The organism is uncultured Arthrobacter sp. (assembly GCF_947493765.1).
Lineage (GTDB): Bacteria > Actinomycetota > Actinomycetes > Actinomycetales > Micrococcaceae > Arthrobacter_D.
Genome location: NZ_CANLSZ010000004.1, coordinates 157,850 through 179,854, shown reverse-complemented (window position 1 = coordinate 179,854; position 22,005 = coordinate 157,850). Strand labels below are relative to the sequence as shown.

Annotated in this window: 19 protein-coding genes; 18 read left to right on the top strand and 1 reads right to left on the bottom strand. The window is 70.6% G+C overall.

Annotation, left to right across the window (positions count from 1 at the left end):
- Nucleotides 1–217 precede the first annotated feature (217 nt).
- From Q0747_RS08030 to Q0747_RS07955, 16 genes are all read left to right on the top strand, one after another.
- On the top strand, nt 218–1,297 hold the full coding sequence (locus Q0747_RS08030; protein ID WP_298253755.1) for an adenylate/guanylate cyclase domain-containing protein: 1,080 nt from the start codon (nt 218–220) through the stop codon (nt 1,295–1,297).
- Nucleotides 1,298–2,076: 779 nt separating this feature from the next.
- Nucleotides 2,077–2,886 carry a PP2C family serine/threonine-protein phosphatase gene (locus Q0747_RS08025; protein WP_298253374.1) on the top strand — a complete coding sequence of 270 codons (810 nt, stop codon included), beginning with the start codon at nt 2,077–2,079 and terminating at the stop codon, nt 2,884–2,886.
- A 78-nt stretch (nt 2,887–2,964) separates the two neighbouring features.
- Complete coding sequence (gene ligA / locus Q0747_RS08020; protein ID WP_298253372.1) at nt 2,965–5,310, top strand: NAD-dependent DNA ligase LigA; 2,346 nt, start codon at nt 2,965–2,967, stop codon at nt 5,308–5,310.
- 33 nt (nt 5,311–5,343) lie between these two features.
- Nucleotides 5,344–5,817: a DUF2087 domain-containing protein gene (locus Q0747_RS08015; protein WP_298253370.1), complete on the top strand. Its 474-nt coding sequence runs from the start codon at nt 5,344–5,346 to the stop codon at nt 5,815–5,817.
- 269 nt (nt 5,818–6,086) lie between these two features.
- Nucleotides 6,087–6,437: a Fe-S protein gene (locus tag Q0747_RS08010; RefSeq protein WP_298253368.1), complete on the top strand. Its 351-nt coding sequence runs from the start codon at nt 6,087–6,089 to the stop codon at nt 6,435–6,437.
- A 61-nt stretch (nt 6,438–6,498) separates the two neighbouring features.
- Nucleotides 6,499–7,011, top strand: coding sequence for a GNAT family N-acetyltransferase (locus Q0747_RS08005; protein ID WP_298253753.1), 513 nt, complete (start codon nt 6,499–6,501; stop codon nt 7,009–7,011).
- 110 nt (nt 7,012–7,121) lie between these two features.
- Nucleotides 7,122–7,418, top strand: a complete 297-nt coding sequence (gene gatC / locus Q0747_RS08000) for an Asp-tRNA(Asn)/Glu-tRNA(Gln) amidotransferase subunit GatC (protein ID WP_298253366.1) — start codon at nt 7,122–7,124, stop codon at nt 7,416–7,418.
- A 3-nt stretch (nt 7,419–7,421) separates the two neighbouring features.
- Complete coding sequence (gene gatA, locus Q0747_RS07995) at nt 7,422–8,936, top strand: Asp-tRNA(Asn)/Glu-tRNA(Gln) amidotransferase subunit GatA (protein WP_298253364.1); 1,515 nt, start codon at nt 7,422–7,424, stop codon at nt 8,934–8,936.
- Entirely contained in the window at nt 8,936–10,450 is a 1,515-nt protein-coding gene (gene gatB, locus Q0747_RS07990; RefSeq protein ID WP_298253362.1) for an Asp-tRNA(Asn)/Glu-tRNA(Gln) amidotransferase subunit GatB, read from the top strand. Before gatA ends, gatB begins: the two co-directional genes overlap by 1 nt.
- 34 nt (nt 10,451–10,484) lie before the next feature.
- Entirely contained in the window at nt 10,485–11,381 is an 897-nt protein-coding gene (locus Q0747_RS07985; protein WP_298253360.1) for an aminoglycoside phosphotransferase family protein, read from the top strand.
- 131 nt (nt 11,382–11,512) lie between these two features.
- A complete protein-coding gene (gene tdh, locus Q0747_RS07980) occupies nt 11,513–12,556 on the top strand; it encodes an L-threonine 3-dehydrogenase (protein WP_298253358.1) in 1,044 nt (347 codons plus the stop codon).
- 14 nt (nt 12,557–12,570) lie between these two features.
- Entirely contained in the window at nt 12,571–13,839 is a 1,269-nt protein-coding gene (locus Q0747_RS07975; RefSeq protein ID WP_298253357.1) for a glycine C-acetyltransferase, read from the top strand.
- Nucleotides 13,840–13,877: 38 nt separating this feature from the next.
- Nucleotides 13,878–14,975, top strand: coding sequence for an FAD-binding oxidoreductase (locus Q0747_RS07970; RefSeq protein WP_298253355.1), 1,098 nt, complete (start codon nt 13,878–13,880; stop codon nt 14,973–14,975).
- Nucleotides 14,976–15,125: 150 nt separating this feature from the next.
- Nucleotides 15,126–16,115, top strand: a complete 990-nt coding sequence (locus tag Q0747_RS07965) for a cation diffusion facilitator family transporter (protein ID WP_298253354.1) — start codon at nt 15,126–15,128, stop codon at nt 16,113–16,115.
- Between the two features lie 9 nt (nt 16,116–16,124).
- Nucleotides 16,125–16,607, top strand: coding sequence for a cation:proton antiporter regulatory subunit (locus tag Q0747_RS07960; RefSeq protein ID WP_298253353.1), 483 nt, complete (start codon nt 16,125–16,127; stop codon nt 16,605–16,607).
- A gap of 6 nt (nt 16,608–16,613) precedes the next feature.
- Complete coding sequence (locus tag Q0747_RS07955) at nt 16,614–17,807, top strand: cation:proton antiporter (protein WP_298253352.1); 1,194 nt, start codon at nt 16,614–16,616, stop codon at nt 17,805–17,807.
- A 36-nt stretch (nt 17,808–17,843) separates the two neighbouring features.
- Here the strand turns inward: Q0747_RS07955 and hutH are convergent, their stop codons facing one another.
- Entirely contained in the window at nt 17,844–19,454 is a 1,611-nt protein-coding gene (hutH, locus tag Q0747_RS07950; protein WP_298253351.1) for a histidine ammonia-lyase, read from the bottom strand.
- A gap of 102 nt (nt 19,455–19,556) precedes the next feature.
- On the opposite strand from hutH, the gene Q0747_RS07945 reads away from it, so the two are divergent.
- Both Q0747_RS07945 and Q0747_RS07940 read left to right on the top strand, forming a co-directional pair.
- A complete protein-coding gene (locus Q0747_RS07945) occupies nt 19,557–20,300 on the top strand; it encodes an IclR family transcriptional regulator (RefSeq protein WP_298253350.1) in 744 nt (247 codons plus the stop codon).
- Complete coding sequence (locus Q0747_RS07940; protein WP_298253349.1) at nt 20,297–21,994, top strand: urocanate hydratase; 1,698 nt, start codon at nt 20,297–20,299, stop codon at nt 21,992–21,994. Before Q0747_RS07945 ends, Q0747_RS07940 begins: the two co-directional genes overlap by 4 nt.
- Nucleotides 21,995–22,005: the final 11 nt, after the last annotated feature.

The following is a 22,005-nucleotide window of genomic DNA, read 5'->3' as shown; positions in this document are numbered from 1 at the left end:
GTCGTCCACGGCCCCGCTGCCCGGATCCGCGCCAGCCGGGCAGGGCGGCAGCAGCGCCGTCGGGCAGGGCGTCCAGCCTTCCGTCGGAGCGGGCGGACAGGCTTCCGTCCGCGCGGGCGACCACGCGTCGGTCGAGCAGAGTGACCAGGGCCCGGTCGAGCAGGGTGGCCCGCCTTCCGCCGGAGCGGCGAAGGAGGTCTGGCAGTTGCACCCCGATATGACCGGCGGCGAGCGGGAGGACGCCGCGGCCCCGCTCGAACTCGACCGTGAGACGATCCGCCGACTCGAACGCGAGCTCCTCGGGGCCGAGCGCACCCTGAGGCGCCGAGACATCGCGGCGGCTGCAGGCGTGTCGCTGCTGTCGGCGCGCAAGCTCTGGCGCGCCATGGGCTTCCCGAACATCGGGGACGACGATGTGGCCTTCACGGAGAAGGACCTCGGCGCACTCACCACGATCATCGACATGGTGCGCCAGGAGCAGCTCACAGAGGATGCAGCCATCTCCATCACCCGAGCGGTGGGACAGATGACGGACCGCATGGTGGTCTGGCAGATCGAGGCGATCGTCGAGGAGATGGTGGCACAGCGTGGCCTCTCGGACTCCGACGCGCGCAAGACCCTCGTCACGGAGCTGCCGGACCTGATCGAGCCGCTCGAGAAGACGCTCGTCTATGCGTGGCGTCGCCAGATGAATGCGGGCGTTCAGCGCCTGGCGCTCCGTGCGGAGTCGGGCCTGCGCTCCAGCGAAGCCGGGCGGGACGGCGACGAACAGGACGCACCGCTGCCGTTGGCGCGCGCTGTGGGTTTTGCGGACCTGGTCTCCTACACGAGCCTGTCGCGCCGGATGAACGAACGGACCCTCGCCCAGCTGGTGCAGCGGTTCGAGAACAAGAGCTCCGAGATCATCTCCGTGGGTGGCGGACGGCTCGTCAAGACCATCGGCGACGAGGTCCTGTACATCGCCGAATCACCCGAGGCCGGGGCGGAGATATCGCTGGCGCTCGCCAAGGCCTTCTCCGACGACGAGTTCCTGCCGTCGGCGCGCTGTTCCCTGGTCTGGGGTCGGGTCCTGTCCCGACTCGGCGACATCTACGGTCCCACGGTCAACCTCGCTGCACGCCTGACGGCACTTGCGGAGCCGGGGCAGGTGCTCGTGGACTCCGTCACGGCCGCGACGCTCGAGCAGAACGAGAAGTTCGTCCTCACCTTCCACGATCCTCGAAACGTGCGCGGATTCGGTGAGGTGAGGCCCGCGACGCTGGCCCGAGGGACGGGTTCGGGTCTCATTCTCGACTGAGCAGCAACCCTCCGTCCCACTGTTCGGCTGTCAAGGGTGGGATCGGCCACTCCCTCCCACCGATCGGCGTCCTGCGGTGGGAGCGAAGCGTAGGGCTCGTCTGCTTCGTCCGTCGCTCCCACTGGTCAGGCCCGATCAGTGGGATCGAAGCTTCCTATCAGCTCTATCCCACTGATCGGCGTTCTGCAGTGGGATCGGAGCGGGCTGTGTGCTCAGTCCCAATGGTCGGCATCGAGCAGTGGGATCGGCCACTCCCTCCCACCGATCGGCTTTCTGGGGTGGGAGCGAAGCGCACGGCTCGTCGAATTCGTCCCTCGCTCCCACTGTTCGGGCCCGTCGAGTGGGAGCGGGCGTGCCTTCTTGCTCCCTCCCACTAATGAGACGTGTCGGGCGGGATCGAGAGTTCTCTCCCTCCGTTCGGCATCGGTGAGCGGGATGGAGGCGCACTTTTCCGGTCTACGGGGGAGGCGGAGGGCAGAATGGGACCATGCCAGCCTGCCGAGCCTTCCCCGAAGGCACCAGCCCAGCTCCCTGCTCGAACCACGGGATCAGTCATGCGTGAACGGCAGGTGCACGGTGCGCACGCCGTCGACATCACGCCTATTGTTCCACCGGCGGGGCCAATCGACAGCTCTGACGCACCTCAAGAGGCCGGGGGGAGTTCGGGGCTGGGTAAGGTCGCTGCCCCATCTCAAGAGTCCGGTGGGAGTCCCGGGCCGGGTGAGGTCGCTGCCCCACCCGCGGAGGCCGGAGGGAATCGGGCGGCGGACACCAGGGCTTTGACCTCGGGCGATGTGCGGCTCAGGTACGGCTTCGGAACGGACGTGGGCCTGCTCCGCGAGCTCAACGAGGATTCCTTCGTCGCCGCGGAGCCGGTCTTCGCGATCGCCGACGGCATGGGCGGGCACGAGGCAGGTGAGGTGGCGAGCAGTATCTGTGTCCGCACGCTCGCGGCGAGCGGCATCCCGGGCAGCGGGTATGCCCGCGTCACGGTGGGTGACCTCGAGGAACTGATCGAGCGGGCCGATCACGCCATTCGCGACGAGGCGGGAGGCGATGCGGGGACCACGCTGACGGGGGTGGTGCTGGTCGAGGAGTCCGCGGCGCCCCATTGGCTGTTCTTCAACGTGGGCGACTCGCGGGCCTATCGCATGAGCAACGATACGTTCGGCCAGATCACGGTGGATCACTCCGAGGTCCAGGAACTCGTCGACACCGGTCAGCTCACCGAGGAGCAGGCACGCACCCACCCCCGACGGAATGTGGTGACGCGGGCCCTGGGGGCGGGTGATGACACCGAGGCCGACTTCTGGCTGCTGCCGGTGGAGCAGGGCGACCGCCTCCTCCTGTGCTCCGACGGCCTCAGCGGAGAAGTCACGGACGAGCAGATCTGCGGCATCCTGAGTCTGGCAGGCGATCCGCAGGACGCCTGCAACGAGCTGATCACCGCTGCTCTCGGCGCCGGGGCCCGGGACAACGTGACCGTGATCGTCGTCGACGCGACGTCCGGAGGGACGGCGGGTAGCGGGGCCCCAGCCGCACCGGTGCGCGGTTTCTTCGCGGCCGACGGCGTCGACCCGACCGGGTAGCCCAGCCGTCGTGTCGCGGGCCGGCGCGCGGGTGAGGACCCGGTGGCCCGGTACCGCGGGGTAGGGCAAGATGGGAAAGTGACCCCAGAACCCGACAGCGCATCGGTAGCAGCCACTCCCTCGGAGCAGTCCGGAACCCCCGACCACGCGCTCAGGGAGGAGTACGCGCAGCTCGCCCAGGAGATCCGCGCGCACCGCTCCGCCTACTACCAGGACGCGGCGCCCACGATCTCCGACGCCGAGTTCGACGCCCTGTTCCGCAGGCTCGAGGAGCTGGAGGCCCTCCACCCCGAGCTGGTGTCGAACGACTCGCCGTCGCAGGAGGTGGGCGGCGAGGTCTCCTCGGCGTTCACCCCCGTGGATCACCTCGCCCGGATGTACAGCCTCGAGGACGTCTTCTCCCTCGACGAGCTCACCGTCTGGCTGGAGCGCGCGACGGCGGGCGTGGAGCAGCGCAGTCCCGGCTCGTCCATCGCGTGGCTGACCGAACTGAAGATCGACGGTCTCGCCGTGAATCTGCTGTACCGCGACGGCGAGCTGGTGAGGGCAGCGACCCGCGGCGACGGCGTCACGGGGGAGGACATCACCCACAACGTCCTGACCATCGCCTCGATCCCGCGCCACCTCGCGGGCACCGGGCATCCGGCGGAGGTGGAGATCCGCGGCGAGGTCTTCTTCCCCACGAAGGAGTTCGCCCAGCTCAACGAGCGCATGGTCGCCGCGGGCAAGGCGCCGTTCGCCAATCCACGCAACGCTGCCGCGGGGTCGCTCCGGCAGAAGGATCCGGCCATGACCGCGGAGCGTCCGCTGGACATGTACGTGCACGGCATCGGAGCCCGCACCGGGCTCACGGCCGAGACGCAGTCCCAGACCTACGACCTGCTGACCTCCTGGGGTCTGCCCACGTCCCCGTACTACAAGGTCCTCGCGGACCAGGACGAAGTGGTCCGGTTCATTGAGCACTACGGCGACCACCGCCACGACCTGCTGCACGAGATCGACGGCATCGTGGTGAAGGTGGACAGCTTCGCGCTGCAGCGGGCGCTGGGCCACACCTCCCGCGTACCGCGCTGGTCCGTCGCGTACAAGTACCCTCCCGAGGAGGTGAACACGAAGCTGCTGGACATCCTCGTGAACGTGGGGCGGACCGGCCGTGTCACCCCGTTCGGCCTCATGGAGCCCGTCAAGGTCGCCGGGTCCACCGTGAGCATGGCCACGCTGCACAACCAGGAGGTCGTCAAGGCCAAGGGCGTGATGATCGGCGACGTGGTGGTGCTGCGGAAAGCAGGCGACGTCATCCCGGAGATCGTGGGGCCGGTCATGGCCCTGCGCGACGAGAACGCGGTCCGGGAGTTCGTCATGCCCACCGAGTGCCCGTCCTGCGGGACCACACTGCAACCGGCCAAGGAGGGCGACGTCGACATCCGCTGCCCCAACGCCCGCTCCTGCCCGTCCCAGTTGCGTGAGCGGGTCTTCCATCTCGCCGGACGCGGGGCCTTCGACATCGAGGCGCTGGGCTGGGAGGCGGCGATCGCCCTCACCCAGCCCAGCGAGCCTGCCGTGCCACCCATCAGCACCGAGGCGGACATCTTCGATCTCACCCCGGAGAAGCTCGCCGACGTCCGCATCGAACGGGACAAGAAGGTGAAGGGTGTGGTGACCGGCCGCGAGCTCGTGCCCTATTTCTTCTCGAAGGGCACGGCCAAGAAGCCCTCCGAGCCGAGCGCCACCACCCGCAAGCTGTTCTCCGAGCTCGAGAAGGCGAAGAACCAGCCGCTCTGGCGCGTGCTGGTCGCACTGTCCATCCGCCACGTCGGGCCCACGGCGTCGCGGGCGCTGGCCACCGCGTTCGGGTCGATGGAGCGTATCCGCGCGGCGAGCGAGGAGGACCTGGCCAACGTCGACGGCGTCGGGCCCACCATCGCCGTCGCCCTGACCGAGTGGTTCGAGGAGGACTGGCACCGCGAGATCGTGGACCGGTGGGCCGCCGCGGGCGTCCGGATGGAGGACGAGGTCGACGAGAACGCACCGCGCACGCTCGAGGGCCTCACCGTCGTCGTGACCGGCTCGCTCGACCGGTACAACCGCGACGAGGCCAAGGAGGCCATCATCGCGCGTGGAGGCAAGGCGGCCGGATCGGTGTCGAAGAAGACCAGCTACGTGGTGGCGGGTGAGAACGCCGGGACGAAGCTCGAGAAGGCCGAGGCGCTCGGCGTCACGGTGCTGGACGAGGAGGGGTTCATCGACCTCCTCGAGCACGGCCCGGCGGAGAGCGCTGCAGAGACGGCCGACACGACGGAGACGGCCGACCTGGCGGACGACGACGACGGCGCCGCCGCCGGACGTGCCGACCCCGTCGAAAGCACCGCCCCCGCCGGACGTGCCGACCCCGGCGGAACTGCCGAGCCCGCCGCCAGCCCCTGACGCGTCCTCCGCCCGACCCTCCGAGAGGCTCCCATGAGCACGCCGTCCTGGCAGCAGATCTTCTCCACCCTGGCAGGGACCCGCGCGCGGGAGTTGTACGCGCTGGCGGTCCTGCACCAGCCGCTGGAGGCGACGCGCAAGGAGACCCAGCGCCTCGTCGACGCCGGCCTGCTCGGCGCCGACCTCACCGTGGACGGGCAACTCTTCACAACGGTCCTGACGGCCGCGGCTCCGGGGACCCCGAGGGGCGTCGACAGGTTCTTCCGCGACGGTCGGATCGACAGGCTGCCACGCGCCGGCCAGGACCGCGCGGATCTGCTCGCCCACCTCGCCGAGCGGCTCCTTCCGTCCGACGAGGAGCTCTCCGAGCCGGAGGTCAACCGACTGCTCGCGACCGTCACCCGGGACATCCCCACCCTCCGGTGTGCGCTCGTCGACCACGGGTTGGTGGAGCGCTATCCGGACGGTACGGGATATCGGCGGGTGGCGGAGGGCCGAGCCTCCTGAACCGACGGGCGCAGGAGCGCTGGCCGGTTCGACGGACGCAGGGGGACGTGCGATCATCGGCTCAAGGCCGCGGGGCTCCATGGATCGCGGAGCCGCTCACGGACACCGCCGTACGGACACCGCTGTACGGACACCGCTGTACGGACACCGCTGTACGGGCACCGCTGTACGGGCACCGCTGTACGGGCACCGCCGCACAGGTCGGGCGGACTCCCCGGCGTGCACACCCAGCCGTGTGCACGAACGGGTTAGGAAAGGATCGAGGAAGTATGGAAACCCTGCGCGGGATCGTCGTCGTCCTGCATCTGCTCAGCTTCGGAGCGCTCTTCGGGGCATGGCTCATCGAGGTGGTGGACACACGGCAGCGGATCACACGGACCATGCAGTGGGGCATGGTCGCGGCACTCGCCACCGGTCTCACCCTGGCCGCCCCGTGGGGGCTCGACGGCGACCTCGACTACGTGAAGATCGGCACCAAGCTCGTGGTGCTGGTCGTCATCGGTGCCCTGCTCGGGATCGGCGGTTCCCGTCAGCGGCGTGAGGGCACCAGCCCGTCGATCCTCTTCTGGTCGGTCGGAGCGCTGACGGTGCTCAACACGGGCATCGCCGTCCTGGTGTGATGCGCGGGGCACCGGTCCCTGCGGCTCGCCGTGGCAAAATGAGCCGGTGACCACAGCGCCCATGCCGCCGGCGGACTCCGCCACCACCATCCGCCCCGTCCGTCCCGAGGACTACGACGACGTCCGGCGCATCACGCGCGACGCCTACCTCGAGGCCGGCTACTTCACCGATGCGGCCCACCCCTACGTCTCGGTCCTGTCCGACATCGAGCACCGCGCCCAGCACGCCGAGGTCTGGGTGGCCGAGCGGGACGGTACCGTCGTCGGGTCCGTGGCGCTCACGTTCGCGGGTCAGCGGTACACGGACATCGCCATCGAGGGCGAGCTGGAGTTCCGCATGCTGGCCGTCGACCCGACGGTCCAGCGGGGCGGGATCGGCCGCGCGATGGTGGAGCGCATCATCGAGCACGCGCGTGCGCTGCCCGGCATCGAAGCCGTCAGCCTGACGAGCGGCTCGGACATGGTGCGCGCCCACCGGCTGTACCTCTCGATGGGCTTCACCCGCGTGCCCGAGCGCGACTGGGAAGTCCCGAACGAGGACATCCTGCTCTGGGTGTTCCGCCTCCCGCTCTGACTCTCCCGCCGGCCCGGACCGGGCCACCCCGGGCGCCCGCGCGTGCGGGGCCCCGCCGCGCCAGCACTAGACTGGACGCAGAAACCCACTCCGACTTCCAGGGGAGATCCATGGCCGAGCTCAACCGGGACGACGTCGCGCATCTGGCGCGTCTCGCCCACATCGACATGACCGACGACGAACTCGACCGCATGGCCGGGGAGCTCGCCGTGATCGTCGATTCCGTCAGGAGCATCAGCGAGGTGGCGGGCGACGACGTGCCCGCCACGAGCCACCCGATCCCGCTGAGCAACGTGTTCCGCGAGGACGTGGTGGGCACGACGCTCACGAACGAGGAAGCGCTCCTGGGCGCACCCGACAACGCCGACGGCCGGTTCAGGGTCCCGGCCATCCTGGACGGGGAGTAGACCGTGACCGACCTGACCCGGTTCTCCGCCGACGCCCTCTCCCGGAAGCTCGCGTCGAAGGAGGTCTCCGCCGTCGAGGTGACCCGCGCCCATCTCGACCGCATCGATGCCGTGGACGGCGCCATCAACGCCTTCCTGCACGTCAACACGGACGAGGCACTGCGCGTCGCCGCCGAGGTCGACAGCGCCCGGGCCGGTGCTGAGCCCCTGCACCCGCTGGCCGGAGTGCCCATCGCGGTGAAGGACCTGATCGTGACCCGGGGCCAGCCCACCACGGCGGGCTCGAAGATCCTCGAGGGCTGGCAGAGCCCGTACGACGCGACGGTCGTGAGCAGACTCCGTGCCGCGCGGATGCCGCTCCTCGGCAAGACCAACCTCGACGAGTTCGCCATGGGGTCCTCGACCGAGCACTCCGCCTACGGTCCCACCCGCAACCCCTGGGACCTGGACCGCATCCCCGGCGGTTCCGGCGGCGGGTCGGCTGCCGCGGTCGCCGCCTTCGAGGCACCGCTGGCGCTCGGCACCGACACCGGCGGCTCCATCCGCCAGCCCGGCGCCGTCACCGGGACGGTCGGGGTGAAGCCCACCTACGGCGGTGTCTCCCGCTACGGGGCCATCGCCATGGCGTCCTCGCTCGACCAGATCGGCCCGGTCTCGCGCACGGTCCTGGACAGCGCCCTGCTGCACGAGGTGATCGGCGGGCACGACCCCCGGGACTCGACGTCGCTCACCGACCCGGTCGGTGCGCTCGTGGAGGCCGCCCGCAGGGGCGAGGTCGAGGGCATGCGCATCGGCGTCATCACGGAACTGCAGGGGGAGGGCTATCAGGCCGGGGTGCTCACGCGCTTCCAGGAGGCCCTGGAGCTCCTCCGCGCAGCGGGCGCCGAGATCGTGGAGGTCTCCTGCCCCAACTTCCGGTACGCGCTCGGCGCCTACTACCTGATCATGCCGTCGGAGGTCTCGAGCAACCTGGCCAAGTACGACGGCGTCCGCTTCGGTCTGCGCGTGGTGCCCGACGGCGCTCCGACGATCGAGCGCGTCATGGGCGCCACCCGTGCCGCCGGCTTCGGCGACGAGGTCAAGCGCCGCATCATCCTGGGCACCTACGCGCTGAGCGCCGGCTACTACGACGCCTACTACGGCTCGGCGCAGCAGGTGCGCACGCTCATCCAGCGCGACTTCGCCGCGGCCTTCGAGCAGGCCGACGTGCTCATCTCGCCCACCGCGCCGACCACCGCCTTCAAGCTGGGGGAGAAGCTGGGAGATCCGCTGGCCATGTATCTCAACGACGTCGCCACCATCCCGGCGAACCTGGCGGGCGTCCCCGGTCTCTCGGTACCGGGCGGACTCGCGGACGAGGACGGGCTGCCGGTGGGGATCCAGTTCCTCGCGCCTGCCCGTCAGGACGCGCGCCTCTACCGCGTGGGTGCCGTCCTCGAGGCGTTGCTCGAGGAGTCGTGGGGCGGACCGCTGCTGTCCCGGGCCCCGGAGATCACACAGATTGCAGGTGGGAAGTAATGACTGCTGGTACCGATGAGGTCCTGTCCTTCGACGAGGCCATGGAGAAGTACGATCCCGTGCTCGGCTTCGAGGTCCACGTGGAGCTCAACACGAGGACCAAGATGTTCTCGTCCGCGCCGAACGCCTTCGGGGACGTGCCGAACACCAATGTGACGCCGGTGGATCTGGGCCTGCCCGGGGTGCTGCCCGTGGTCAACGGTGTGGCCGTGGAATCGGCGATCAAGATCGGCCTCGCGCTGAACTGCAGCATCGCCGAGAAGTGCTATTTCGCCCGGAAGAACTACTTCTACCCGGACACCCCGAAGAACTTCCAGACCTCCCAGTTCGAGGACCCGATCGCCTACGACGGGTCCATCGACATCGAACTGGCCGACGGCACGGTGTTCACGGTGGAGATCGAGCGCGCCCACATGGAGGAGGACGCCGGGAAGCTCACGCACATGGGCGGGTCCACGGGTCGCATCCAGGGTGCCGAGTACTCGCTCGTGGACTACAACCGGGCCGGGGTGCCGCTGATCGAGATCGTCACCAAGCCGATCGAGGGTGCGGGCGCGAGGGCCCCCGAGCTCGCGAAGGCCTACGTCGCGGCGATCCGCGAGATCGTGAAGAATCTCGGTGTGTCCGACGCGCGCATGGAGCGCGGCAACGTGCGCTGCGACGCGAACGTCTCGCTCCGCCCGCACGGCCGCGAGCAGTTCGGTACGCGCACCGAGACGAAGAACGTGAACTCGCTGCGCGCCGTCGAGCACGCCGTCCGCTACGAGATCCAGCGGCACGCCGCCGTGCTCGACTCCGGCACGCCGATCCTGCAGGAGACGCGTCACTGGCACGAGGACACGCGCTCCACCACATCGGGACGCCCCAAGTCCGACGCCGACGACTACCGGTACTTCCCCGAGCCCGATCTGGTCCCCGTGGTGACGGACGAGGCCTGGATCGAGGCGCTGCGGGCGTCGCTGCCCGAGCCTCCCGCCGAACGGCGCAAGCGGCTCCAGGCCGACTGGGGCTACTCCGACGCCGAGTTCCGCGACGTGGTGAACGCCGGCGTGATGACGTCGATCGAGGACACCGTCGCCGCCGGGGTGGGCGCCGTCGCCGCCCGCAAGTGGTGGATGGGTGAGATCTCGCGCCGGGCGAAGCTCGCCGACGTCGAGCCGTCCGAGCTCGGTGTGACACCCGAGCTGGTGGTGGAGCTCCAGGGCCTCATCGACTCCGGGAAGATCAACGACAAGCTCTCGCGCGACGTGCTCGACGGCGTCCTCGCGGGGGAGGGGACGCCCGCCGAGGTGGTGGAGCAGCGCGGCCTCGCCGTCGTGTCCGACGACGGTCCCCTGCTCGACGCGATCGACGGTGCCCTGGCGGCCCAGCCCGACGTGGCCGACAAGATCCGCGGCGGCAAGATCCAGGCCGTCGGCGCGATCGTGGGCGGGGTCATGAAGGCCACCCGCGGCCAGGCCGACGCGGGACGGGTCCGCGAACTCATCCTGCAGCGCCTCGGCGTCGAGGGCTGACACCGCCCCGCGGCACGACCCGAGGAAGGGCGCGATGGCGCTGATGCCACCGGCGGAGGTCCGCCTCACGCCCTCCCTCGTCGCCGCGCTGCTCGCGGACCAGCACCCCGAGCTGGCGGATCTGCCGCTCACCTACGCGGGCCACGGCTGGGACAACGTCCTGTTCCGGCTGGGCGATGATCTGGTGGTGCGGTTGCCGCAGCGCGAGGCAGCGGAACCGCTCATGGTCGCGGAACAGCGGTGGTTGCCGGACCTCGTGAGCGGGCTGGACCTGCCGACGTCGGCTCCTCTGGCCTGCGGTTCACCGGGCACCGGGTACAGGTGGCACTGGTCCGTCTGCCGCTGGATCGAGGGTGCGAGCAGCAACACCGTGCCGCGCGCCGATCGCAGGGCAGCGGCCGCGGCGCTCGCGCGGTTCCTCGCCGGATTCCAGCGGCCCGCCCCGCCCGAAGCACCCGTGAGCCCGGTGGGGCGCGGCGGTCCGCTCGAGGCACGTGACGCCGTCGTGCGTGCGCGCGTCGAGGCACTGCGCGGGATGCCCTCCGATCGTCTGCTCCAGGTGTGGGTCGCGGCCCTCGCCGCACCCCCCTGGTCCGCTGCGCCGCTCTGGCTGCACGGCGATCTCCATGCCGCGAACACCGTCCTGGCCCCCGACGGCGCGCTGGCCGGCGTCGTCGACTTCGGCGATCTGTGCTCGGGGGACCCGGCCACGGATCTCGCGGCGGCCTGGCTGCACTTCGATGCCGCCGGCCGGGCGGCGTTCCGCGCGGAGCTGGAACACCTCCGGCCCACGGATGCAGCGACCTGGACACGGGCCCGCGGGTGGGCCCTGAGCATCGGCAGTGCCCTGCTCGCCTCCTCGTCCGACGCGCCGTCCCTGGTCGAGCTCGGCGCGCAGACCCTCGCCGCCGTCCTCGAGGACGGGACCTGACGGACCCCCGACGGAGGTCCGCGGCGCCCCGCTGCTATCGTTGCATCCGGGCACATCCCGCCCGGTACTCGCAGCGCCCGGCCCGGGCCCACCCCGCCACGGTCCGGAGGCGCTATGGAAGGAACTGTCCGGTGAAGGCGCTGTACAAATCCGGGGCGCACCCCGGTTTCGAACTCGTGGACCGACCCGAGCCCGAGGCCGGCCCGGGCGAGGTGAAGATCCGGGTCATGACCACCGGCATCTGCGGCACCGATCTCCACATCGAGAGCTGGGACCCCTGGGCGCAGGGCATGATCGAGGCCCCCCTGATCCCCGGCCACGAGTTCTACGGCGAGGTGGTGGCCCTCGGGGACGGCATCCGCGATGTGCGGGTGGGGGACCGGGTCTCCGGCGAGGGGCACATCGTCTGCGGCATCTGCCGCAACTGTCGGGCCGGCCGCCGCCAGATGTGCATCCGGACCTCCAGCGTCGGGGTGCAGCGCGACGGCGCCTTCGCCGAGTTCGTCGTCATCCCCGAGACCAATGTCTGGGTCCACGACGCGACGATCACCCCCGAGCTCGGCGCCGTGTTCGACCCGTTCGGCAACGCGGTGCACACCGCGCTCAGCTTCCCGCTCGTGGGCGAGGACGTCCTCATCACCGGTGCCGGACCGATCGGCCTGATGGCTGTCGCGGTCGCCCGGCACGCCGGCGCCCGGAAGATCGCCATCACGGACGTCTCCGCACCCAGGCTCGCCCTGGCACGCGGCGCCGGAGCGGATCTCGCCATCGACGTCTCCCGGACCCGCATCGCCGACGCGCAGATCGAGCTGGGCATGAAGGAGGGCTTCGACGTCGGGATGGAGATGTCCGGTCACGCCACCGCGCTGCCCGAGATGATCGACAACATGAACCACGGCGGCCGGATCGCCATGCTCGGCCTCCCCGCGGGCCCCATCACCATCGACTGGGGCAAGATGGTCACACACATGCTCACCCTCAAGGGGATCTACGGGCGCGAGATGTTCGAGACCTGGTACGCGATGAGCGCCATGCTGCAGTCCGACAGGACGCTGCGGGACGCGGTCTCCTCCGTGGTCACCGACTGCCTGCCCGCCGATCGGTGGCAGCAGGGTTTCACCACCGCACGCGACGGCGCGAGCGGCAAAGTGGTCCTCGACTGGACCAGGTTCTAGGAGGCAGGAACACCATGTACACAGCAGTCCGCGACCAGCTCGCCGGTGAGCTCGACGACATCCGCGCCGCAGGCCTCTTCAAGCACGAGCGCCGCATCACCTCGCCCCAGTCCAGCCACATCACGGCCGGAGCCCTGGACGCCGGGGACGCGAAGGTGCTGAACTTCTGCGCCAACAACTACCTGGGGCTCGCCGACCACCCGGACATCATCTCCGCAGCGAAGACGGCGCTGGACGAGCGCGGGTTCGGGATGGCCTCCGTGCGTTTCATCTGCGGCACGCAGGATCTGCACCTGGAGCTCGAGCAGCGCATGTCCCGGTTCCTCGGGACCGAGGACACCATCCTGTTCTCCTCCTGCTTCGACGCCAACGGCGGGGTCTTCGAATCTCTCCTGGGCGCCGACGACGCCGTGATCTCGGACGCACTGAACCACGCCTCCATCATCGACGGCATCCGCCTGTCCAAGGCCCAGCGGTTCCGCTATGCGAATCGGGACATGGCCGATCTCGAGGCGAAGCTGCAGGAGGCCTCCGGTGCCCGCCGTCGACTGGTGGTCACCGACGGCGTGTTCTCCATGGACGGCTACCTGGCCCCGCTCGAGGCGATCTGCGATCTCGCCGAGCGCTACGATGCGATGGTCATGGTGGACGACTCCCATGCCGTCGGCTTCATGGGCGCCACCGGTGCGGGAACCCCGGAGCACGCCGGCGTCGCGGACCGGGTGGACATCTTCACGGGGACCTTCGGCAAGGCGCTGGGGGGTGCGTCCGGAGGATACGTCGCGGCGCGCTCGGAGATCGTCGCCCTCCTGCGGCAGCGTGCGCGGCCGTACCTCTTCTCGAACTCGCTCGCGCCGTCGATCGTCTCCGCGACCCTGACGGCACTGGACCTGGTACAGAACAGCGGTGAGCTGCGCGGGACGCTCACGGCCAACGCGGCACTGTTCCGCCGCCGGATGACCGAGGAGGGCTTCGACCTCCTCGAGGGCGAACACGCGATCATCCCCGTCATGTTCGGCGACGCCGTGCAGGCCGCCCGCGCCGCCGACGCGATGCTGGCCCACGGGGTCTTCGTCACGGCCTTCAGCTACCCGGTGGTGCCGAAGGGTGCTGCGCGCATCCGGGTGCAGCTCTCCGCCGCCCACACCCCCGAGGACATCGAGGCCTGCGTGGCAGCGTTCGTGGCCGCACGGGCCGAGATCGCACGGACCGAGGTCGCAGGCGAGCATGAGGAACCGACCACGGACGGCACTCCCGGCGCGCACGTCGGAGGCGCCAGGTAGCCGATGGATGCGCAGCCGACCGCGTCGGGGAGAGGCGCATGAGGACCCTCGACTGCGACGTCCTGATCGTCGGGGGCGGGATCGCCGGGCTCTCGCTGGCCTCCGCCCTGGCCCCGTTCGCCGCCGTCGTGCTCGTCGAGTCCGAGCCGACGCTGGGGTACCACACGTCGTCGCGCTCCGCCCGGCAGCTCATCCCGAGCTACGGCCCGGGACCGGTCCAGGACCTGACCCGGCGCACGCTCGATCTGCTCGCCGACGTCCAGGCGTCCACCGGGCTGGCCCTCACCGCGCCGCGGTCCTTCATGCTCATCGGGTCCGAGGCCGACGTCGCAGCGAAGGCCCACGGGTCCATGCGGCAGCTCTCGCACGCCGAGGCGCTCGGCCTGAGCCCGCAGGTGCGGCCGGAGACCTTCATCGCTGCGGCGATCGACACGGACTGCGTGGGTACCGACACGGATCTGCTCCTCGAGTACCACCGGCGCCGGGCCGGTGACGACGGCGTCGTGATCATCACGGGCGCCCCCGTCACGGCCGCGCGCTTCGACGGCATCACGTGGACGGTGCAGGCGGGCCGCCGGAGCATCGGCGCCGGCGTGATCGTGAACGCCGCGGGGGCGTGGGCGGACGGCGTCGCCCGCCTGTGCGGTGTGGCACCCCAGCACCTGCTGCCGTACCGGCGCACCGCTGCCGTCGTGACCGCCGCGAACGCCCCGGCGGCCGGCTCGCCGATGGTCGCCGCCGCCGACGACTCGTTCTACTACCGCCCCGATCCGGACGGCATGCTCATCTCGCCGAGCGAGACGGAGCTCGCCGAACCCGGTGACGCGCAGCCCAGGCCCGGCGACGTCGATCGCCTGGTCGCACACCTCGGGACCCGCACCACGCTCGGGATCACCGCGGTCCGGCGTGCATGGACCGGGCTGCGGACGCAGCGCGCGTCGGGTCTGCCGGTGGTGGGCTTCGATCCCGTGCATCCGGGCTTCTTCTGGCTGGCGGGGCAGGGCGGCTACGGCTTCCAGACGTCCTCGGGTATCGCCGAACTCGCCGTGAGCCTGCTGACCGACGTCGACCCCGCGGATCTCGGCGCCGATCCTGCACGACTCGGTACAGCCGCCCAGGCACTCCGGCCCGCGTGAACGGCTCGGCCATCAGTGTGCGGAGCTGTGCCGATCGGGACGCCGGGAGTCCGTAGAGTAGTGCCGGACGCCGCGCCGGGACGCATCGATGGCCGGCGTCGTCAACGGCGCACCCGCCACCGACGCGGGCAGAAGGAACGGAACCGAATCATGGCAGCTCACGGAGGCAACAAGGCGATCATCGCGGCCCTCGCCGCGAATCTCACCATCGCCGTCCTCAAGTTCGTGGCCTTCGCGCTCACGCGGTCGTCGTCGATGCTGGCCGAGGGCATCCACTCCCTGGCCGACTCCGGCAACCAGGTCCTCCTGCTCGTCGGTGGAAAACGCGCACAGCGGCAGGCAAGTCCGGAGCACCCCTTCGGGTACGGCCGGGAGCGCTACATCTACGCCTTCATCGTCTCGATCGTGCTCTTCAGCGTCGGCGGGCTGTTCGCGCTCTACGAGGCGTACCACAAGTACCAGGACCCGCACCCCATCGAGGGCTCCTTCTGGTGGGTGCCGCTCGCCGTCCTGATCGGGGCGATCGTCGCGGAGGGCTTCTCCTTCCGCACCGCCATCCGGGAGTCCAACCAGGTGCGCGGGTCCATGGGCTGGGTCCGTTTCGTCCGCACCGCCAAGTCTCCCGAACTGCCGGTGATCCTGCTCGAGGATCTGGGCGCCCTCGTGGGCCTGGTCTTCGCGCTCTTCGGCGTGAGCATGACCCTCCTGACCGACAACGGCGTCTGGGATGCCTTCGGCACGGCGATGATCGGCATCCTCCTGGTGATCATCGCGGCCGTTCTCGCCATCGAGACCAAGAGCCTGCTCCTCGGGGAGTCGGCGTCGAAGGCCGACGTCGCGAAGATCGAGGCGGCCATCGAGAGCGACGGCTCCACCAGCATCATCCATCTGAAGACCCTCCACCTCGGCCCGGAGGAGCTGCTCGTCGCCGCCAAGATCACGGTCGAGAGCAAGGAGAACGGCACGCAGATCGCGGCCGACATCAACAACGCCGAGCGCCGCATCCGTGCGGCGGTGCCCATCGCGTCCGCCATCTACCTGGAGCCCGATCTGTACCGGCCGGAGACGGACCCGAGGCCGGTGGCGAACGGGAGCTCCACGAGGGCCGCAGCGGAGAACGAGGGGTCACTGCCGGACTAGGATGGGTGCATGAACGTCATCGAAACCCGGCTCCCGGGCATCGGCGTGCGGCGCGAGATCGTCACCGGCTCCGGCCGCAGGGTGGGCATCGTCTCGCAGCGCGACGGCGAGCTCGATCTGATCATCTCGAAGGCCAACGACCCCGACGCCTGCATCGCGTCGATCCCGCTGACCGCGGACGAGGGAGCGACCCTCGGCAACCTGCTCGGCTCGCGCCAGCTCGTCGCGCAGCTGACGGAGGAGCACCGCGACCTCCCCGGTATCTCCACGCGCCAGATCCTCGTCGAGCGTGGCTCCCCCTTCGAGAACCGGACCCTCGGGGAGACGGGCATGCGTACCCGCTCCGGGGCCTCGCTCGTCGCGGTCCTGCGCTCCGGGCAGGTCCAGGCCTCTCCCTCGCCCGATTTCGTCCTCGCCGCCGGCGACCTGCTGGTGGTGGTCGGCACGTCCGAGGGCCTCGACTCTGCGGCGGACATCCTGCGTAACGGCTGAGGACCCGTGCACTCGACCGCCCTGACGCTGATCGAACTCGGCGCAATCCTCCTGTCCCTCGGTATCCTGGGGCGGCTCGCAGGCCGGATCGGGCTCTCTCCCATCCCGCTCTACCTGCTCGGCGGTCTGTTCTTCGGGCGCGGCGGGTTCATCGAGCTGGAGGGCGTCCTCACCTTCAGCCAGGTGGGCAGCGAGATCGGCGTGGTCCTGCTCCTGCTCATGCTCGGCCTGGAGTACACGGCCAAGGAACTCGTCACCGGGCTGCGGCAGTCGTGGATGGCCGGAGTCGTGGACCTGGTGCTGAACTTCACGCCGGGTGCGCTGGTGGCCGTGATCCTGGGCTGGGGTCCCGTGGGCGCCCTGGTGATGGGCGGCGTCACCTACATCTCGTCCTCCGGTATCGCCGCGAAGGTCATCGGCGACCTCGGGAGGCTCGGCAACCGCGAGACCCCCACGGTCCTGGCCATCCTCGTCTTCGAGGATCTCGCCATGGCCGTCTACCTGCCCGTCCTGACGGCCGTCCTCGCCGGGCTGAGCTTCGCCGGCGGGCTCGGGACCGTGGGGATCTCCCTCCTCGTGGTGACGCTCGTGCTCGTCATCGCCCTGCGCTGGGGCAACGCCGTGTCAGCGGTGGTCGACAGCAAGGACCGCGAGGTCTTCCTCCTGACGCTCATCGGCGCCGCCCTCCTCGTGGCCGGTATCGCCTCGGCGCTCCAGGTCTCGGCGGCGGTGGGTGCCTTCCTCCTCGGCATCGCCATCTCGGGCGCGACGGCGGAGAACGCCGCGCGGGTCCTCGAACCCCTGCGGGACCTCTTCGCCGCGATCTTCTTCGTGGTCTTCGGTCTGAACACGGACCCGTCGACCATCCCGCCGGTCCTCGGCTTCGCGCTGCTGCTGGCGCTGGCGACGTCGATCACGAAGATCATGACCGGCTGGTGGGCGGCAGGACGGCAGGGTATCGGGCGCATGGGCCGGGCGCGTGCCGGTACGGCGCTCGTGGCACGCGGAGAGTTCTCGATCGTCATCGCCGGGCTCGCCGTCGCCTCGGGTGCCGTGGTGCCGGACCTCGCGGCCCTGGCCACCACCTACGTGCTGCTCATGGCCGTGATCGGCCCCGTCCTGGCCAGGCTCGCCGAGCCGGGCATGGAACTGCTCGACCGCATGACCGGACGCGCCGCGGGTCCGCTGCCGGTCACCTGAGCCGCGGCGCTGGGCGGGTCCGTGCAGCCTGCGCGGTCAGCCGGGCACCCGCTGTCCCGGCACGGACGGGAGGGCCCCGAGAGCCGCCGCGAGCAGTGAGCCGTCGTCCACGAGGAGGCGTGCCGCCTCGATCTCCGGCGCCAGGTAGCGATCCGTCCCGGGCCCCTCGACGTCCTCGCGGAGCCTCGTCCGTGCCGCGGTGATCGGGACGGAGCTGCGCATCCCGCCGGTGCCCCCGGCCTCCCCGACCGCGCCGCCGTCGCGCATGTCCAGCGCCCGCGCCGCGGTGAGGATCTCGATGGCGAGGACGCGCGTGAGCCCGTCGAGCGACCGGCGGAGCTTCAGGCCCGCGGCCCATCCCATGGACACGTGGTCCTCCTGCATCGCGGAGGACGGGATCGAGTCCACCGAGGCCGGATGTGCGAGCCGCTTCAGCTCCGAGACGATCCCGGCCTGCGTGTACTGGGCGATCATGTGCCCCGAATCCACACCCGGGTCGTCGGCGAGGAAGGCGTTCAGCCCGTGGCTGCGGGCCCGGTCGAGGAAGCGGTCGGTGCGGCGCTCGCTCATCGAGGCCACATCGGCGACGGCGATGGCGAGGAAGTCCAGGACGTAGCCGATCGGGGCGCCGTGGAAGTTGCCGTTGGACTCGATGCGGCCGTCGGGGGTGACGACCGGGTTGTCGATCGCGGAGGAGAGTTCGACGGCTGCCACGGACTCGGCGTGTGCGAGGGTGGCGCGGGCGGCCCCGTGGACCTGCGGTGCGCAGCGCAGCGAGTAGGCGTCCTGGACGCGCGTGAAGCGGTGCCGGCCCGTCTCCGAGGTGAGCTGCTCCGCGATCAGCGGTGACCCCTCGAGCAGTGCGCGGATGGTCGCCGCGGAGGTGACCTGCCCGGGATGGGGGCGCAGGGCGTGGAGGTCCGCCGCGAAGACGGCGTCGGTGCCCAGCAGCCCCTCGACGCTCATGGCGGCTGCCAGATCCGCGGTGTCCAGCAGGCGGTGCAGATCGGCCGAGGCCAGGATCAGCATCCCCAGCATCCCGTCGGTGCCGTTGATGAGCGCCAGGCCCTCCTTCTCGCGGAGCTCCACGGGCGTGATGCCGGCCGCGGCGAGGGCCTCCGCCGCAGGCACGCGGGCACCTGACCGGTCCCGCACGTGGCCCTCGCCCATGAGGGCCAGGGCCACGTGGGAGAGCGGGGCGAGATCACCGGAGCAGCCGAGTGAACCGTACTCGCCGATCTCGGGCGTGATCCCGGCATTGAGCAGGTCCGCATAAGCCCGGGCCACGAGCGGCCGCACGCCGGTCCGGCCGGTGGCCAGTGTGGACAGCCGCCCCAGCATCAGCCCGCGCACCACCTCGCGGTCCACGGCCGCGCCGGAGGACGCTGCGTGGCTGCGGATGAGGCTGCGCTGGAGCTGGCTGCGCTGGTGCAGCGGGATGCTCCTGGTCGCCAGGGCCCCGAATCCGGTGGAGACGCCGTAGTGCGGCGTGCCGTCGTCCACGAGGGCGTCGATGACCGCGCGCGAGACGGTCATGGCCTCCACCGCCTCGGCCGCCAGCTCGACGGCCACGCCGCCCCGGGCCACGGCGACGACGTCGGAGGGGGACAGCGGATGCGGTCCCACGATCACGGTCTGCTGGTGCACTCTGAGCCTCTATTCCCGCGGTCGGAGCCGCTCTTGCCATTGAATGAAAATCAAGTTTCAATAAGTGAAATACATGGAGAACCTGAAAGCAAGGACGTCGCTGTGGCTGAATCCTCGACCCGCACCGTGGAGCGCGCTCTCGTGCTGCTCGGAGCAGTCTGCGACGCCGGCTCGCTCTCGCTCACCGATGCCGCGCGGCAGGCCGAGCTCTCGGCGTCGACGGCGCTGAGGCTCCTGCGCACCCTCGAGGGCACCGGCTTCGTGCGCCGCGACGCCGAGGGAGGGTACCGCCCCGGACTCCGCGTGGTGCAGCTCGGCGCACAGGCACTGGGCCACGAATCGCTCGTGTCCCTGGCAGGGCCCGCACTGGACCGGCTGGTCGAGCTGACCGGCGAGTCGGCCTACCTGAGCGTCCCGTCGCACGACGGCGCCGCCGTGTACCTGGCGATGCGCGAGGGCACCCACTCCGTCCGCCACGCGAGCTGGGTGGGCAGGAGCATCCCGCTCGAGGGGACCGCCGTCGGGGCGGTCCTCCGCGGTGAGCTGCCGGCCGAGGGTTTCGTCGCCGTACGGAACGGCCTGCAGGCGGATGTCACGGCCATCGCAGCCCCCGTCACGGTCGGCCACGGCGGGGGCACGCGCGTCGTCGCCGTCATCTCCGTCATCGCCCCGTCCTACCGGGTTACCCCGGACCTCGTGGCGAGGATCGGACGGCGGGTCGGAGCCGAGGCATCGACCGTCCTGGGGGGAGCATCCGGACCACCGGAGCACCGGAGCATCACACGTCAGACGGACCGGGAGTACCCAGCGACCGGCGGCACCGCCGCCAAGGAGGACATCGCATGAGCCAGTCATTCACCCAGCACGACCCCACGCGCACCATCCGCGCAGCGCGCGGCACGGAACTCTCCGCCAGGTCCTGGCAGACCGAGGCACCGCTGCGCATGCTGATGAACAACCTCGACCCCGAGGTCGCCGAACGCCCCGAGGACCTCGTGGTCTACGGGGGCACGGGGCGGGCCGCCCGCTCGTGGGAGGCCTTCGACGCGATCACGCGGACGCTGGAGACGCTGGAGGACGACGAGACGCTGCTGATCCAGTCCGGCAAGCCCGTGGGGGTCTTCACCACCAATCGCTGGGCGCCGCGCGTGCTGATCGCGAACTCGAACCTGGTGGGCGACTGGGCCACGTGGCCCGAGTTCAGGAGGCTGGAGGCGGAGGGGCTCATGATGTACGGGCAGATGACCGCCGGGTCCTGGATCTACATCGGCACGCAGGGCATCCTCCAGGGGACCTACGAGACCTTCGGCGCGATCGGCCGCAAGCTGTTCGCCGACGACGGCGGCACCCTCGCCGGCACGCTGACGCTCACGGGGGGCTGCGGCGGCATGGGTGGGGCCCAGCCGCTGGCCGTGACCCTCAACGGCGGTGCGTGCCTGATCATCGACGTCTCCGAGGAGCGGCTGCGGCGTCGCGCCGGCAAGCGCTATCTCGACGAGGTGGAGACGGACCTCGAGACCGCGATGCGGAAGGTGCTGGCGGCGAAGAGCGAGCGGCGGGCCCTCTCCGTGGGCTACGTGGGCAACGCCGCGGACGTCTTCCCCGCGCTGCTGCGGCGCCACCGCGCCGGGGAGTTCACCATCGACATCGTCACCGACCAGACCAGCGCGCACGATCCGCTGAGCTACCTGCCCGTGGAGTACACCCCCGACCAGTGGGACGACGAGGCCACGGCGGATCCGATCGGCTTCACCAAGAAGGCGCAGGAGTCCATGGCGGTCCAGGTCGAGGCCATGGTGGGCTTCCAGGACGCCGGGGCCGAGGTCTTCGACTACGGCAACTCCATCCGCGACGAGGCCCGGCAGGGCGGCTTCACGCGGGCGTTCGACTTCCCGGGGTTCGTCCCGGCCTACATCCGGCCCCTGTTCTGCGAGGGTCTGGGCCCCTTCCGCTGGGTGGCCCTGTCCGGTGACCCGGAGGACATCCGCGTCACCGACGCCGCACTGAAGGAGCTCTTCCCCGACAATGCGCACCTGCACCGCTGGCTCGACGCCGCCGCCGAGCACGTCGAGTTCGAGGGTCTTCCCGCCCGGATCTGCTGGCTGGGCTACGGCGACCGTGCGAAGGCCGGGCTGCTCCTCAACCGCCTCGTCGCGGAGGGCAGGGTGTCGGCTCCGCTCGTGATCGGACGGGACCACCTCGATTCGGGGTCCGTCGCCTCGCCCTACCGGGAGACGGAGTCGATGGCCGACGGCTCCGACGCCGTCGCCGACTGGCCGCTGCTGAACGCCCTGACCGCCGCCTCGTCCGGGGCCACCTGGGTGTCGATCCACCACGGCGGCGGTGTGGGCATCGGCCGGTCCATCCACGCCGGTCAGGTCTGTGTCGCCGACGGCACCGAGCTCGCCGCGGCGAAGCTCGAGGCCGTCCTGACCAACGATCCCGGCATGGGCGTGATCCGTCACGTCGACGCCGGGTATCCAGAGGCCGCCGCGGTCGCCGCGGAGCGTGGTGTCCGGATCCCCATGGACGAGGGCTGAGCCGGCCACCG

What these genes read in the sequence shown, in the direction of transcription:
- Q0747_RS08030 (WP_298253755.1), top strand. Translation starts at nt 218, where the DNA reads ATGACCGGCGGCGAGCGGGAGGACGCCGCGGCCCCGCTCGAACTCGAC.
- Q0747_RS08015 (WP_298253370.1), top strand. Translation starts at nt 5,344, where the DNA reads ATGAGCACGCCGTCCTGGCAGCAGATCTTCTCCACCCTGGCAGGGACC.
- Q0747_RS08010 (WP_298253368.1), top strand. Translation starts at nt 6,087, where the DNA reads ATGGAAACCCTGCGCGGGATCGTCGTCGTCCTGCATCTGCTCAGCTTC.
- Q0747_RS08005 (WP_298253753.1), top strand. Translation starts at nt 6,499, where the DNA reads ATGCCGCCGGCGGACTCCGCCACCACCATCCGCCCCGTCCGTCCCGAG.
- gatC (WP_298253366.1), top strand. Translation starts at nt 7,122, where the DNA reads ATGGCCGAGCTCAACCGGGACGACGTCGCGCATCTGGCGCGTCTCGCC.
- gatB (WP_298253362.1), top strand. Translation starts at nt 8,936, where the DNA reads ATGACTGCTGGTACCGATGAGGTCCTGTCCTTCGACGAGGCCATGGAG.
- Q0747_RS07985 (WP_298253360.1), top strand. Translation starts at nt 10,485, where the DNA reads ATGGCGCTGATGCCACCGGCGGAGGTCCGCCTCACGCCCTCCCTCGTC.
- Q0747_RS07975 (WP_298253357.1), top strand. Translation starts at nt 12,571, where the DNA reads ATGTACACAGCAGTCCGCGACCAGCTCGCCGGTGAGCTCGACGACATC.
- Q0747_RS07970 (WP_298253355.1), top strand. Translation starts at nt 13,878, where the DNA reads ATGAGGACCCTCGACTGCGACGTCCTGATCGTCGGGGGCGGGATCGCC.
- Q0747_RS07965 (WP_298253354.1), top strand. Translation starts at nt 15,126, where the DNA reads ATGGCAGCTCACGGAGGCAACAAGGCGATCATCGCGGCCCTCGCCGCG.
- Q0747_RS07960 (WP_298253353.1), top strand. Translation starts at nt 16,125, where the DNA reads ATGAACGTCATCGAAACCCGGCTCCCGGGCATCGGCGTGCGGCGCGAG.
- Q0747_RS07940 (WP_298253349.1), top strand. Translation starts at nt 20,297, where the DNA reads ATGAGCCAGTCATTCACCCAGCACGACCCCACGCGCACCATCCGCGCA.